Origin of the sequence: Paeniglutamicibacter terrestris, assembly GCF_012271785.1 — a bacterium.
Classification (GTDB): domain Bacteria; phylum Actinomycetota; class Actinomycetes; order Actinomycetales; family Micrococcaceae; genus Paeniglutamicibacter; species Paeniglutamicibacter terrestris.
The window spans coordinates 133956-148561 of the sequence record NZ_JAAWVT010000007.1 but is presented as its reverse complement, the minus strand read 5'-3'; the positions used below and the strand labels follow the sequence as shown (position 1 = coordinate 148561).

The window sequence follows — 14606 nt, the reverse complement described above, 5'->3', positions numbered from 1 at the left end:
TTGCGTGAGCACGCCGGCCGAACAGTACGCAGAAATCACGGAATCGAACGAGGAAACTGATACGGGGCTGCAAGAGTTCCGCGCCTCCATCGGATTCGATCTTGACCCCTTCCAAGAAGAAGCCTGCCGAGCAGTTGCCTCCGGCTCCGGAGTCTTGGTAGCGGCCCCCACTGGGGCAGGAAAAACCGTCGTGGGAGAGTTTGCGATCTTCCAAGCCCTGCGTTCCGGCAAGAAGGCTTTCTACACGACTCCCATCAAAGCTCTGAGCAACCAAAAGTTCTCCGATTTGGTCGCCACTTATGGGCCCGAACGCGTTGGGCTGCTCACCGGTGACATGACGATCAATGGTGACGCTGAGATCGTGGTGATGACCACCGAGGTCCTGCGCAACATGCTGTACGCGGACTCCGACACCTTGGACTCGCTGGGCTACGTGGTGATGGACGAGGTCCACTACTTGGCCGATAAGTTCCGTGGCGCAGTGTGGGAAGAAGTCATCATCCACCTGCGCGAGGACGTCCAAGTCATCTCGCTTTCGGCCACCGTTTCTAACGCCGAAGAATTTGGCGGCTGGCTGGACGCGGTGCGAGGTGATACTCGAATCATCGTTTCCGAGCATCGCCCCATACCGCTCTTCCAACACGTCATGGCCGGGGGACGCTTACTTGACCTCTTCGCCGAGGAAGTCTCCTTCGACCAGGTGGCCGAGGCCCCCGAACGCGAAATCGCGGTGAACCCAGAACTCACCAAGTTGGCCCACCGTGCCACGGCTGGATCCCGTTCGCGAGGCCCACGTGCACGTGGTCGCCGAGGCGGTGGGGGATCCTGGGCCGAGAAGAGCGAGCCCATCAGCACGCGCGTCTCACGACCCGACATGATCATGGCTCTAGATCGAGCCGGTCTACTACCCTCATTGGTGTTCATCTTCTCCCGCAATGGCTGCGACGGTGCTGTCGCGCAGTGCGTCCGCTCGGGACTTGCCTTGACCACCACGGCCGAGGCAACCGAAATCGAGCGGACCATCGACCACGTGGCCAGCAGATTGCCCGAGGACGACCTTGAGGTACTTGGTTTCTGGCCATGGCGCGAGGGACTCATGCGTGGTTTTGCTGCCCACCACGCCGGACTACTACCGATTTTCAAGGAAGTAGTTGAAGATCTATTCCTCCGCGGACTAGTCAAGGCCGTCTTCGCCACCGAAACGCTTGCCTTGGGTGTGAACATGCCGGCGCGTTCGGTAGTCATGGAGAAACTGGAAAAATTCAACGGGGAATCGCACGTTGCCATTACCGCGGGGGAGTACACCCAGCTCACTGGCCGCGCCGGACGTCGTGGAATCGATGTTGAGGGTCACGCCGTGGTGTTGTGGCAGCAGGACACCGATCCTGCCGCTGTTGCCGGGCTTGCCTCTAAGCGGACGTACCCGCTCAATTCGAGCTTCCGACCGACTTACAACATGTCACTGAACCTGACGGCGCAATTCGGACGCGAACGAGCCCGCGGCATCTTGGAAACGTCCTTCGCACAGTTCCAGGCCGACCGCTCGGTTGTTGGCATGGCACGTCAAGTTCGCTCCCGCGAGGAATCATTGGCGGGTTACGCCAAATCGATGACCTGTCATCTCGGCGATTTCACCGAATATGTGGCCCTTCGCTCGGAACTCTCGGACGTCGAAAAAGAAGCCTCTCGAACTATCACTAGATTGCGCCGGGCCGCCGCCGCCGAATCGTTGGATTCACTGCAAATCGGTGACGTGGTCGAAATTCAGGGTGCACGCAGGCTTGGACGTTGCGTGATCATTGAACTGGACACCGCATGGAACGAACCCCGGCACACGGTTCTGACCGAAGACAAGCACATCCGTCGCATCAGCGCTCAGGATCTTGAAGGTCCGCTCGACGTGATCTCTCAAATTCGTGTTCCCAAGGGATTTACGGGGAAAACTCCCAAGGACCGCAAGGACCTAGCCGCTTCTTTGCGCAGTGCACTGGCCGAATCTCGGCCGCCGCGGCACGACGCCCCGGCCTTTGAATTCACCGGCAGCAACGAGCAAGAATCACGCATCACCGAATTGCGTAGTGCTCTTCGAGCGCATCCCTGCCATGGCTGCCCGGAACGCGAGGATCATGCGCGTTGGGGTGAGCGCTATGCCCGACTCCTGCGTGACACGAACAAGCTACGCTCTCAGATCAGCGGCCGTACCAACACCATCTCAAAGACCTTTGACCGCGTTGCTCGGGTGCTGGAGGACTTCGACTATCTCGTGCCCACCTCGGACAACAAGACCCTGGAACAAATCACCGATGCCGGTCAACGGTTGCGCAGAATCTATGGCGAACGCGACCTTTTGACTTCCCTCGTGATGGAAACCGGCGTCATGAACGAGATGACGGCGGAGGAACTGGCAGGATTCGTCTCCGCGTTGGTCTTCCAGGCCCGACGAGATGATCACGGACCCGATCCACGAATGCCCACGGCCAAGATCCAGGTCGCTTGGGAAACATCGGTCAAGCTGTGGTCACGGCTTTCAGACGCCGAGGCCACCGCGAGCCTGCCCGAAACCATCGCACCGGACTCGGGTCTGATTTGGCCGATCTATAAGTGGGCCAGGGGATCGGATCTGCGCGAATGCTTGCGCGGCACCGACCTTGCCGCCGGAGACTTTGTTCGCTGGGCCAAGCAGGTCATCGATGTACTCGACCAGCTGGCCAAAATCCCGGATCTTAATTCCGGAATGGCTCGCTCGTGCAACCGTGCGGTGGATCGAATTCGCCGTGGTGTTGTCGCTTATTCAAACGTTGTCGACTAACACCCCCAAGGTGTCACGAGAACGATCAGAAGGACCGATGGGCGCAACAGCAAATGGTGCCCTTCTAAACACGAAAGTTAATCATGTCTCTTGAGCTGTATCGCAATGGATCCGTCTACTCACCTGCCGATCCGTTCGCGACGGCCATGTTGGTAGAAAATGGCACGGTCGCATGGATCGGCACCGAAGCTGCAGCCGGCGCATTACTGGATGCTCGAATGACCGAGATCGATTTGCAGGGTGCACTCATGACCCCTGCTTTTGTCGACTCACATGTACATTTGGGTTCCTTGGGGGCCACCCTTAAGGGGCTAGATCTCAGCGAGAGCACCAGCGCCACGGCGTTACTCGACGCGGTGGCAGCGGCCGCCGGGGCAACAACGGGATTGATCGTTGGCACCGGATGGGACGAGTCGAGGTTTGCTGGCGGCGCGCTACCCACTGCCGCTGAGCTTCAGGCCGCGGCGCCGGACCGAGAGATTTATCTTTCCCGTGTGGATGTACATTCCGCGCTCATCAGTGCGAAGCTCGCGCAGCGGCTGGGCCTCAACGAGAGCCCCGAGTACACCGATGCTCTGGTCAAGGGAAGAATCCACACGCAGGTTCGTACCGCGATCTTTTCCGAAGCCCAGCAAACAGGTGCCGAGAATAGCGATCTAGCACTCAGCCATTTAGCAGCAAATGGCTATGCCACGGTCGTTGAGATGGCATCCCCGGGCATCTCGGGCCGCAGCGACCTCGAGGCACTCTTGGCTCGAAGTGAAGCCCAGAAAGCCAGTACACCCGAGGTCTTCGCGTTTTGGGCCGAGGCCGTCGCCAGTGAATCAGCGGCGCGGGAGATGCTGACGTCATTCAATTCCCACGCCGTTGTTGGCCTGGGTGGAGATTTGAATATCGATGGGTCGATAGGTTCACGCACCGCGCTGCTCCGCGCCGATTACTCCGACGCGGTTGGGGAGCGCGGCACCAGCTACCTGAGCGTCGAACAGATTTCTGCGCACATCGCTGCGTGTTCTTTGGCAGGAATTCAAACTTCCTTCCATGTCATCGGCGATGCCGGGCTAGATCTCGCGCTGGCCGGCTTTGCCAAAGCAGCAGAAGAAGTTGGCCTCGCGAAGGTGCAGGCCGGACGGCATCGTCTGGAACACGTGGAAATGGTTGATGACGCAGCCCGCGAACAAATGCTGCGATTCGCACTGACTGCCTCCATGCAACCCGCTTTCGATGCGGCCTGGGGCTCGACCGGCGGCCTCTACGAGCAGCGACTTGGCGCCAATCGGGCTGCCTCCATGAACGGCATCGGACAATTCCTCTCCGCCGGCGTGCCGGTGGTCATCGGTTCCGATGCCCCAGTCACCAAGGTAAATCCCTGGGCTGCCGTCAAGGCTTGCTTGGAACTGAGCGATCCGAGCGCTCGTATTTCGGCCCGAGCTGCTTTTATGGCTCATACTCGGTCGGGGTTCCGGGCCCTGGGAGTTCCAAATCCCCTCGCCGGTCAGCTGGTCACCGGCGCGGAGGCAACCTTCGCGATTTGGGATGCGGCCGAACTTTCGGTCCAGACTCCGGATCTGCGAGTTTCTTCGTGGAGTACCGATGCACGAGCCGGTACTCCGATGTTGCCGGTGCTCGAAGATGAAGTACCCAATTGCTTGCGTACCGTGCGTGCGGGTGAAGTGCTTTTTGACGCGCTTGGCGTGGCCTAGATCCCGGAGTTGTTTCCTTAACGAATCAGGAAAATGATGATTCGGCAAGGGGTTGGGGGAGATATGACCAATTACTGGGATTATTTTTTCCTCAAATTACTTGAACCGCCGATCTATCGTTTGACTTGAGAAGATTCATGTCGCCGGTGGTCCGCAAACGGTTGACAGTTAAAAACTGGACGGTAGGCTGGAGGCAATGCCGGATCGATTGATCTGGCTTATCGGCACGACAGTGCAAGATAACAAATTAACCCCGTAGGCACTAGATAACACCCTGCGCGTCGGTCTGCGGCGCAACGGGACGGACCGAAGCCTGCGGGGTTGATTTGTGCCCTGCGGCACATCTCGATCGTCTTACGCATCACACGGCGAGCATCCGGGCATTTGAACACGGGTTGCGTATAATTGAGCACTGACCCACCCGATCCCTGAAACCAGTCGCAGCGGGTTACTGCTCAGCGGCACGTTGGTAATCGGCCTCAAGCGGCCCTCTTCCGCGGATCAATCCATCAGCAGAAAGGGACTGCCGCGTGCGCGTAGTCACGATCATTCCGACTTACAACGAGCTTGAATCACTGCCCATCACCCTGGGCCGCCTGCGTGCTGCAGTGCCCGATTCGGATGTCTTGATCGTTGATGACAACTCACCCGATGGCACCGGCGAATTGGCCGACAAAATGGCCGCCGAAGACTCGGCCATCCACGTACTGCACCGTACCGGCAAGGCCGGACTAGGCGCAGCGTACCTCGCCGGATTCACTTGGGCCCTAGAAGCCGGTTACGATGTGCTGGTGGAAATGGACGCCGACGGTTCGCATAAGCCAGAACAGCTTCCGCTGCTGCTAGCCGAAATCCCTAAGGGTGCCGATCTCGTCATTGGTTCTCGCTGGGTAAAGGGCGGATCTGTGGTGAACTGGCCGCTGCACCGCAAGATGATTTCGCGTATGGGTAGCTTCTACTCACGCACCATGCTGGGTGTGAACCTGCGTGATATCACCGCCGGCTTCCGTGCCTTCCGTCGCGAGACCCTCGAAGCCATGGACTTTGACGCTATCGATTCGGTGGGCTACGGCTTCCAGGTCGATATGACCTTCCGCGTGGCTCAGCTGGGCAAAAACATCGTTGAGGTTCCGATCACCTTCGTCGAGCGTGAACTTGGCGTTTCGAAGATGAGCGGGAACATCGTGATTGAAGCCATGCTCAACGTGACCAAGTGGGGTCTGAGCGCCCGCTGGAAGAAGCTCACCAACCGCAAGTAGCTTCTCGCTGCCCAGCAGTGGCGTTGCGCAAATAGTAGGGGCCCGAATGGAATATTCCATTCGGGCCCCTACTATTTGCTACTGGGGGAGTATTAACCCTTGAGCGCTGCCTGGGCTGCACCACGGGTGGTACGCAGCTTATCCAAGCGATCCTTGAGAATCGTTTCCAATTCATCGATGGAACGACGTTCGAGCAGCATGTCCCAGTGGGTACGCACCGGCTTCTCGTTGCTCTCTTCTTCCGCGACGTCACCGTTGACCAACTTGGCAATCTTGCCGGTCTTGGACATCCAAGTGGCCGGGATGTCTGCCTCAGCGGCAAAAATCACGAACACCTGCTCGCCATCTTCGCAACGATATTCAACGCGCTGACGCGCTGCTGGCTCTACGCCAGCCTCAGTTTCCATGCTTTGTGCGCCAAGGCGCATTCCTCGCAGGCTGCGATCGCTCATGTTGTCTCCCTACTGCGATTACATACGGGTTCGGCTACCGATTTCAACGTCCCGGTTCACCGTAAAATTCCCGCGGGGCGCAAGTCTCGAAGTTTCTATTATACGGCCTAGACGCGAATTCGGGCGGGTGGCCTCACCAAAGAGGTCACCCGCCCGATTTGCTTCGCACAAAGCCGGTTGTTACATCAGCGTATTGCTGGTTCCTTCAGGCTTATCTTCACCCGATGATTCGGTGAGGTTACCCAATGCGCCGCCAATTCCCTTCAGCGCCTCGCCAACTTCGCTCGGGATGATCCAGAGCTTGTTAGCGGACCCCTCGGCGATCTTCGGCAAGGTCTGCAGGTACTGGTAAGCGAGAAGCTTCTGGTCCGGCTTACCTGCGTGGATTGCATCAAAGACCTTTTGAATTGCTTGAGCTTCACCGTCGGCACGAAGGATGGACGCCTTGGCATCACCCTCGGCATTCAGGATGGATGCCTGACGCTGGCCCTCGGCGGTAAGAATTGCCGACTGCTTGGTGCCCTCGGCCGTCAGGATCGCTGCACGGCGATCACGCTCGGCACGCATCTGCTTCTCCATGGAGTCCTGGATCGACAGTGGTGGATCGATGGCCTTGAGCTCAACACGGGAAACACGAATGCCCCACTTGCCGGTGGCCTCATCAAGAACCCCACGCAACTGACCATTGATCTGGTCACGGCTGGTGAGTGCCTCTTCGAGGTTCAACCCACCAACAACGTTACGCAGCGTGGTGGTGGTCAGCTGCTCAACCGCCATGATGTAGTTGGCGATTTCGTAGGTTGCCGCACGCGGCTCGGTGATCTGGAAGTAGACCACGGTGTCAATGGAGACCACCAGGTTGTCCTCGGTGATTACCGGCTGCGGGGGGAAGCTCACAACTTGTTCGCGCAGATCCAGCATGGGCAACAGGCGATCAACAAATGGAATCAGGATGGTTAGTCCCGGAAGTAGCGTGCGGTTGTACTTACCCAAACGCTCCACGATCCCTGCTCGTGCCTGTGGCACGATGCGCACGGAGCGCAAGAGCACGATGATCACGAAGATTGCCAGGACCACCAGGACGACCGTTAGGCCAAGACCCGAAGATTGCATCTCTTCTCTCTCTTTCGTTGGGGCGCCATCTGTGACGACGCCGAAAACTTGTGGTGAAGTGCTTTAGTCCAGCTCGGGCATCGTTGTGCGCAGGGTGATGTAGGCAGTTGCGCCATCAATACGAATCACGGACCCGTAGGTCCCGGGCTGCAGGGCAACCTCGTCGTCGGTGCGAGCCGACCACGTTTCGCCGCCAATCTTGGCTCGTCCGTTCATCCTTGACGTGGGCTCGAGCACCAGAGCATCTTCGCCGATGAGTCGGTCCATGTTGGTGCGCAGCCCCTCGGGATCCTTGCGCAAGTGCCGCAGGGCAATGGGTCTCACCAGCATGATCATCAGAAGTGACACAACGGAGAAGACCACTACCTGCAACCAGAATTCCCCACCCAGCAAAGCGACGGTCACACCGCCTAATGCCCCGACACCCAACATGATGAAGTACAGGTCCAGGGAGATCATTTCGATGATGGCCAACAAGAGGAACAGCGCCAACCAAACCACCCAAGCGTTGGTTATGAGCCAGTCATACATTTTTACCCCTCAAGTCCGGATGCGTTGGATCCACACCAACCTCGTGTACTCCATCATGCCTGATGGGTGGTTGAAAACGCGTCAGCACATTGGAGGACATTGTCGGTGATATCAGCGCCTCCCTCCATCCTTGAACTGCTTGTTAGAGATCAGGGAAGCGTTAGTCGTTCCGGCGGAATTCTTGGATCCGGAAGGCTGCGGTAAGAAGCACCGGTGTGTTCTCACCGGACAGCTTGTCACGCAGTACTTGGGCATTGAGGTGATGACCGGCCGGACCCATCATGGCCAGCTCGAAGGCTGGCGTTTCACCCAGTACTAGGGGGATGAGCACCTCTTCGGTGGCCCGAAGCGTGAATCCTTCACCCATGGAGCTCACGACGCCTGCTGCTTTGTCTTCGGCGATGCCCAGCAGTCCCAAAAGTTCGGCCCCCTCGGCGAGGTGCTCGGGAAGCGGCGTGACAACGAGGGCGGTACCCCCGGGGCGGAGTACTCGGGCGAATTCGGTGCCGTTGTGTGGGGAGAAGATGTTCAGAAGCAGGTCAAAGCTCTCGTCGTCGATCGGCAGATCGCGCCATAAGTCCCAGACCAAAGCTAGAGTGTCAGGAACCTTGGCCGCCCGCCGCATGGCGTAGCGGGAGATGTCGAGGGCGACGGCCGTGGCCTCTTGGGTGCTCGGAAGTGCGGCAAGCACCTGCCTGAGGTAGTAGCCGGTACCGGCGCCAGCATCGAGGATCCGCGGGTTCTCCTCATGTCGCAGGGCGGTACGCACTCTGTGTCCCAGCGCCTCGGCGAGGGATTCGTAGTGACCGGCGTCTAGGAAAGATGCTCTGGCCGCCACCATGTCCGCACCGTCTTCCTTAAAGTTCGTACCCTTGCCGGTTAACAGGTTGAAGTAGCCCTGTTTGGCCGCATCAAATCGATGGCCATTCGCACAGGCCAGTCGTGCACCAGCCCCCGGCTCGGAATGCAGGTGCAGCGCCAGAACGCAGATGGGGCAACGAAGTCCCTGGTCGAGAGTCGATTGCTGCTGCACGTGTGTCCTTTGTCTCAGGTGACTTCGATAGGCTAGCGCTGTGAAACCAGAGCAACTAGAACTACTGACTACTGTATCGGCGCCAAGCATCTCGCCCGACGGCACACGTGCCGTTGTGTCGGCCTCACGTCCGAACTTCGGCACCGATTCCTACACCGGACAGCTGTGGCAAGTCGAACTTGACCAGTCACGGCCACCGCGGCGACTGACGCGCGGTGAGGCAGATAGCCAACCGCAATATTCACCCGACGGAAGCACCATCGCCTTCCTGCGAGCGGATGCCAAGGGTGTCTCTCAACTGGCCATCGTGGAGGCGTCAGGCGGCGAACCAATGCTCCTGACCGATCGGCTCTTGGGCGTAGGGTCCTTCAGCTGGGCACCAGATGGCACGGAAATCGCCCTCATTTCCCGCACACCGGAGCCAGGGCGCTACGGTTCGACCCAGGGAGTTGGACCCGGGGCCGAGGCACCGCGACACATTTCCACGCTGAATTACCGCGGAGATGGGGTGGGTTTCACCCACGACAAAATCCAGGAGCTCTTCACGTTGAGCGTTCCGAAACTCGGTGGCGAGCCCTTTATCGCACCGCGTGGACGAGCCGCAGAAAAAGAGGGAACAGCGCCGGATGGGTTACCCACGCTCACCAAACGCGCCACAGCACAAAACGACGTCAACGATCAGTGCTTCAGCCCAGATGGCGCTTGGATCTACTTTGCCGCAGCCCTTCACCCCGGCCAAGACGGAGATTTGAGAACTCAGATTTACCGGGTGCCTAGCCATGGAGAAGCCGACGCTGAACCCGAAAGTGTGCTGGGTACCGCGGACTCTACGTGGACCTACCGTGCGCCGCGCTTCAGCAACGACGGATCCACACTTTTTGTGCTCGGTCAGCATGTGGGGTCCTCCGGTGTCGATTTCTTGGCCAAGCAGACAGCGGTCTGCTCCGTTGCGGCCCAGGCCGTTGCCCAATCCGAGGCTCTGGTGCACACCAATATAGAAGCTGTCGACTACACGGAATGTGACGCGTTGGTGCCTCACGGACCCACCGGTGTATTGGCGCTGGCCCGGGTACGCGGGACCGGAGAACTGCATCTCATTACCAAAACCGGCAACAACTCGGTCCTGGTGCAGGGGCAGATCTTCATCCACGCGGCGGCAGCCCGAGCCGATGTTGTGCTGGTCTCGCATTCTTTGGTCTCCTCACCGGGGGAGTGCTCAATCGTGGAGGGTGAACACCTGCGACAGCTAACCGACTTCGCGGCCGAGCTGAACCGTGAAACGGCGTTTAGCGCACCGCAGGAGGCGACATTCAACGCACCTGACGGATATCCGGTCCACGGGTGGATTCACTTGCCGCAAGGTCCCGGACCGCATCCGGTGCTGCTCAATATTCATGGTGGGCCGTTTTCGCAGTACGGCCCCAGCTACTTTGATGAGACACAGGTCTACACCGCGGCAGGCTATGCGGTCCTGCAATGCAATCCCCGAGGTAGCGCCAGCTACGGACGTGACCACGGACTGGCCATCCGGCAAGCCATGGGAACGCTAGACAAGGACGACGTGCTGGCATTCCTTGATGGCGCGTGTGCCGCAGATCCGGCATTGGATGCGGATCGTGTGGGAATCTTGGGCGGTTCCTACGGTGGTTATCTGACGGCGTTCACCATCGCCCATGAGCATCGTTTCGCCGCGGCCATGGTGGAGCGTGGCTTCCTTGATCCGGCGTCCTTTGTCGGCACCAGCGACATTGGCTGGTTCTTTGCCGACGCCTACACCGGATCTGATCCGGCGGCCATCGCTGCTCAGTCGCCGATGGCCGCCTTAAAAAACGTGCGTACTCCCACCCTGATCATGCATTCAGAGGGTGATTACCGTTGCCCGCTGGAACAGGCGCAGCGTTACTACGTGGGATTGAAACAGCTCGGGGTCACCACGGAGTTTGTGCTATTCCCGGGGGAAAGCCACGGACTGAGTCGTGCTGGTACACCCTGGCATCGGCGGCAGCGCTTTGAGGAAATTCTTGCCTGGTTTGCTCGTTTCCTGCCGGTTTCCACGGCTGCGGAAACCACCTCGGTGAGCCTAGAAGTTTAGTCCCGTGCGTGCCTCGTCGATGCTGGGGTTCGCCCAACGTGGGTACTCGTGATTAGCGCATAGTGACCTGGTCAGTGCCTTGTCGATGTATACGGTGCCGTCGAGGTGGTCGGTCTCGTGCTGGAAGATTCGTGCCTGCCAACCGGAGAAGTTTCGCGTGTGTGCGATTCCGTTGGCGTCGGTAAAGGTGGTGGCGATCTCCGCGGGACGCTCTACCACGGCCTGGTAGCCGTTAAAGGAGAGGCAACCTTCGTAGAACGCCGCCATGGGATCACCGAGCTGAACGTAGTGTGGATTGATGATTTCGAGGTACTCCAAGGGCTCGCGCTCTCTGGCCGCAGCAACCTCTGGGTCGGTCTCATAAAGATCTTCCAGCACCGCCAGGCGCAGCGGGATGCCAATTTGAGGAGCGGCTAGGCCAACACCCGGGGCATCGATCATGACCATCCGCATGATGTCCAGCAGCATCCGCAGTAATTCTGGTTCCAGTTGGTCGGTGAAGGGTGTAGCAGCCATGCGCAGTACGGGGTGGCCCAGCTGAACGATCGGCGGAAGCACGCCCGATTCATGGAGCTCTACCAGTCGAATGACCTCCGAACGAATCAGTTCGGGGGAGTAGACCTCGGAAACGGCTGCTTCGTGGTGCTGGTTCATACTGCGGATCCTTCCAGGGTGGTGATGGTGGTGAGCGCTTGATCATCGGCGGGATTCAAGGCGTTGATACGGCTGTGCAACCGGGAGGCCTCGAGTTCAGGCAGCTGGGTAAAGGAATCGGTGAAGTTTTCCGCAGTTATCAGATCGAGGCGGATCTGCTGGTCGTAAAGGACGTCAATGGCGTTGGCCATCCGGCGTAGCCCAAAGGGTGTCATGCGCTCCGCACTCGGTACATCGGAGATGATCCAGTGGTCATAGTCTTGAGCGAGTTTCAGGTAGTCAAGCGTTGAGGTTAACGCCTCGCACAGATCCGAAAAGTCGAACCAGATTTGCCGGCCGGTAATGCGTAGCACCCTGATCTGGTGGCTTGTTGGTGTCAGGAATGTTGCATCGTTGGTCTCCGGTTGCACCAGGCCGCGGGTTGCAAGAATCTCCTTATCCCAGGAATGCAGCACGTTTCCCCTGCTGAAACCCACACGGTCATCCTCGGCACGATCAAGGGTTCGGTAGTCGCGTTGTGCATCGAGTTCATGAACCGTCATTTCGCTGCGGATCATGGTAATCGTCGGCATCACCAGGTGGTGATAATACTCGTCGGCGAGCAGTTCCTCCGGTGGGTAATTTGAGGTGGTAATCAGCAAAATGCCGCGCTCAACAATGTACTTCACCGTGCGGGCTAGCAACATGGCGTCGCCGGGATCGTTGCAATGGAACTCGTCGAAGCACAGTACCTCCACGTTGCCCAGGATGCTGTGGATGGATCGTTCTATGGCGCTGGTGCGTGCAGCAACACGATCGGGATTTCCGCGTTTTACGCCCACAGTGTCCGAGATTTCGATCTCTTTCATGGCGTCTGCTGTGGCCTTGTGGGCTGTGGCATGGAGGTCTCTGAAGAAGTCGTGAAAGTGAACGCGCAGCTTGCTTTCGATCGGCAGTGCCTCAAAAAATGCGCCAAGGAGCCAAGTTTTACCCCGCCCTGGCGGCCCCCAGAGATAAACGTTGTTTTTGGTTGGGGAGCCATGCACGGGATCAAGATGACCGAGAGCGCTACCGACCAGCAAGTCAATCGTTTCAAGCTGGCTAGCATCGAGATCCAGAGCATCGGATGCTGCTTGGGCCGAGATGGCGCACAGCATTTCGTCGCCTTGCTGTCGGCTCGTTGCCTGGAGAGTTGATTTCCAGTTGAACGGTTTGGGTGATGACATACATCGAGTTTCCCTGAATAACTATGCAAGTGCCAAAACTTGGTGCAAAGTAGTTATGTCAGGTCATTCTTATCTGGCGGCCAGCCGGGTGGGAGACAGGATTTCCCAGAGTTACTTCGTAATTTCGAGCCTATCTATCGTGCCAGCCCATCAATCTCCTGCGCCGCGAGAATCCAGAACCAGCGTTCGCTGCTCGGTCGGCCAGCTGACGCGTGACGGAAAATTTCGGGTGCGCTCGAGCTCCAGAGCTGCAACGCCCCGAAATCACGGCAAAACCATCCGTTGGAACATGAAAACTTGAGCTTAGGATCAATCTGGAAAAACCCGAAAATCACCACTTTTAGATATGTATACGGTTCGCCGATAATCTACATTATGTCAAGTAGCGTTTTGGGACCCCTCCTCAACCAACCCCAGGCTGCCCGCCATTTGTCTTGCCTCATTACAGACGAGGAAATCTCTCTACTCCCAGTTGTTTCGGGTGCGATGAGACAAATGCACCCGAAACAACTGGGAGTTTACTCATGGCACTGATTGCCATGGGGCGGGCGTTGTTGGCACACGACGTTGAGCCCGGGCCCAAGTAGCCAGTCGGCTCCCTGATCTTCAGCGAGCGGATTTCCTCCGTCACAACCAACGACCTCATGGCACTTTGATAGGCGACAGACTCCGAGTACTCACAGCCGATTCGCCACGTTGCTGCCCACAAGGACCATCGAAACATCGCAGTCCTCTCTTGACGCGCTTCCATCGGGCGGCGTGTCGGCTTTGAATCTTGGTCAGAAAGAATCCACCTGAAACGTCTGGCACTTCTATGCCACCGTCACGGGGATATCGTCCCAGCCGTTCAAGATCAAGCTTCCGGTGCCGCTCCCCTAGGCGTAGAACGTTCCGGACTACTTTGTTCGCCGGGCCAATGTCACAGGGTGGAGTCTGTCGTCCGCTGCCGATTCCTCTGCGCCATTTCCAGAATGAAACTACGCGTTCGTTCGTTTGCCGTGTCAGCGCCGCGAACCTGCTTCGCCACGGCGAACTGATGATAGCTCTCAGGTATTCCCGGCGCGTCCATGGACATGCAACCTCTCCGAATGAACACAAACGGAACCAGACGTCCTCATGCTGGCGATGGCGCAATTGGCCGGCCGACACCCCGAGACTGGGTTTCGAGAAAACTATTCGGTCTCCCAAAACGCACCACCCTCACTCCGGCATGTCACCGCTGCACGCTGGCCGAAGGCGCCGGTAACTACGTTGATTTCCACACAACCCACGAACGCCTGTTCGGCCCGGCATATGCACTCTGGATGGGCGAGAGAACAGCCGGTTCAGGTGATCAGTTCAGCGTCCGTGACTGTCCGAAAATCACCACGGCCTCGCGTCACCTCAAGAGCCTCATCATCCAGCACGGGCACTCCCCCAACAGGGAAACGTCCAAGCATAATTAGCTGCGGTGCTCTATCCGTCCATGGTCATGCTCGCCTCCGCCATCGCTTACTCTCAATTGGAGGCGTATCGGCTCCTCCCCTCATCCAGAAACGTTCCTGGTGAAGGTGGCCAAAAAATCACAGACGGCTGGATACCCCAGGTCGCCTCCGGCCACTCAGTCACTGGAATGGAAACGCGCTGGAGTATCCGGAACCCCCAGATCCGACACATTGCTCCCGCTCAAACCCAGTCGACACTATCCCCCCGGAGAAGGGCTTCGGAATGATTCAAATCGTGCCCCGCATAGGGCCCCATCACCGGACGTTTCAC

General features: G+C 58.4%; 10 protein-coding genes. 4 read left to right on the top strand and 6 right to left on the bottom strand.

What is annotated here, in order from left to right:
- Positions 1-4 precede the first annotated feature (4 nt).
- From HED64_RS14405 to HED64_RS14395, 3 genes are all read left to right on the top strand, one after another.
- Positions 5-2809 carry a DEAD/DEAH box helicase gene (locus tag HED64_RS14405; protein ID WP_168152701.1) on the top strand — a complete coding sequence of 935 codons (2805 nt, stop codon included), beginning with the start codon at positions 5-7 and terminating at the stop codon, positions 2807-2809.
- Positions 2810-2892: 83 nt separating this feature from the next.
- Positions 2893-4512: an amidohydrolase gene (locus HED64_RS14400; RefSeq protein ID WP_168152700.1), complete on the top strand. Its 1620-nt coding sequence runs from the start codon at positions 2893-2895 to the stop codon at positions 4510-4512.
- Positions 4513-5042: 530 nt separating this feature from the next.
- Entirely contained in the window at positions 5043-5771 is a 729-nt protein-coding gene (locus tag HED64_RS14395) for a polyprenol monophosphomannose synthase (RefSeq protein WP_168152699.1), read from the top strand.
- A 92-nt stretch (positions 5772-5863) separates the two neighbouring features.
- On the opposite strand, the gene HED64_RS14390 is transcribed toward HED64_RS14395, so the two are convergent.
- The 4 genes from HED64_RS14390 to HED64_RS14375 form a co-directional block, all read right to left on the bottom strand.
- Complete coding sequence (locus tag HED64_RS14390) at positions 5864-6223, bottom strand: RNA polymerase-binding protein RbpA (protein ID WP_132357680.1); 360 nt, start codon at positions 6221-6223, stop codon at positions 5864-5866.
- A gap of 180 nt (positions 6224-6403) precedes the next feature.
- Positions 6404-7336, bottom strand: a complete 933-nt coding sequence (locus HED64_RS14385; RefSeq protein ID WP_168152698.1) for an SPFH domain-containing protein — start codon at positions 7334-7336, stop codon at positions 6404-6406.
- A gap of 63 nt (positions 7337-7399) precedes the next feature.
- Entirely contained in the window at positions 7400-7867 is a 468-nt protein-coding gene (locus tag HED64_RS14380) for an NfeD family protein (protein ID WP_168152697.1), read from the bottom strand.
- Between the two features lie 160 nt (positions 7868-8027).
- The gene (locus HED64_RS14375) at positions 8028-8900 is read right to left on the bottom strand and encodes a putative RNA methyltransferase (protein WP_168152696.1); all 873 of its coding nucleotides are present in this window, start codon (positions 8898-8900) and stop codon (positions 8028-8030) included.
- Positions 8901-8940: 40 nt separating this feature from the next.
- Between HED64_RS14375 and HED64_RS14370 the strand changes: the two genes are divergently transcribed.
- A complete protein-coding gene (locus HED64_RS14370; protein ID WP_168152695.1) occupies positions 8941-10992 on the top strand; it encodes a prolyl oligopeptidase family serine peptidase in 2052 nt (683 codons plus the stop codon).
- On the opposite strand, the gene HED64_RS14365 is transcribed toward HED64_RS14370, so the two are convergent.
- Both HED64_RS14365 and zapE read right to left on the bottom strand, forming a co-directional pair.
- On the bottom strand, positions 10981-11646 hold the full coding sequence (locus tag HED64_RS14365) for a peptide deformylase (protein ID WP_168152694.1): 666 nt from the start codon (positions 11644-11646) through the stop codon (positions 10981-10983). The genes HED64_RS14370 and HED64_RS14365 overlap by 12 nt on opposite strands.
- The gene (gene zapE / locus HED64_RS14360; RefSeq protein ID WP_245326020.1) at positions 11643-12782 is read right to left on the bottom strand and encodes a cell division protein ZapE; all 1140 of its coding nucleotides are present in this window, start codon (positions 12780-12782) and stop codon (positions 11643-11645) included. Before zapE ends, HED64_RS14365 begins: the two co-directional genes overlap by 4 nt.
- Positions 12783-14606 lie beyond the last annotated feature (1824 nt).

What these genes read in the sequence shown, in the direction of transcription:
- HED64_RS14400 (WP_168152700.1), top strand. Translation starts at nt 2,893, where the DNA reads ATGTCTCTTGAGCTGTATCGCAATGGATCCGTCTACTCACCTGCCGAT.
- HED64_RS14390 (WP_132357680.1), bottom strand. Translation starts at nt 6,223, where the DNA reads ATGAGCGATCGCAGCCTGCGAGGAATGCGCCTTGGCGCACAAAGCATG.
- HED64_RS14385 (WP_168152698.1), bottom strand. Translation starts at nt 7,336, where the DNA reads ATGCAATCTTCGGGTCTTGGCCTAACGGTCGTCCTGGTGGTCCTGGCA.
- HED64_RS14380 (WP_168152697.1), bottom strand. Translation starts at nt 7,867, where the DNA reads ATGTATGACTGGCTCATAACCAACGCTTGGGTGGTTTGGTTGGCGCTG.
- HED64_RS14365 (WP_168152694.1), bottom strand. Translation starts at nt 11,646, where the DNA reads ATGAACCAGCACCACGAAGCAGCCGTTTCCGAGGTCTACTCCCCCGAA.
- zapE (WP_245326020.1), bottom strand. Translation starts at nt 12,782, where the DNA reads ATGCTGTGCGCCATCTCGGCCCAAGCAGCATCCGATGCTCTGGATCTC.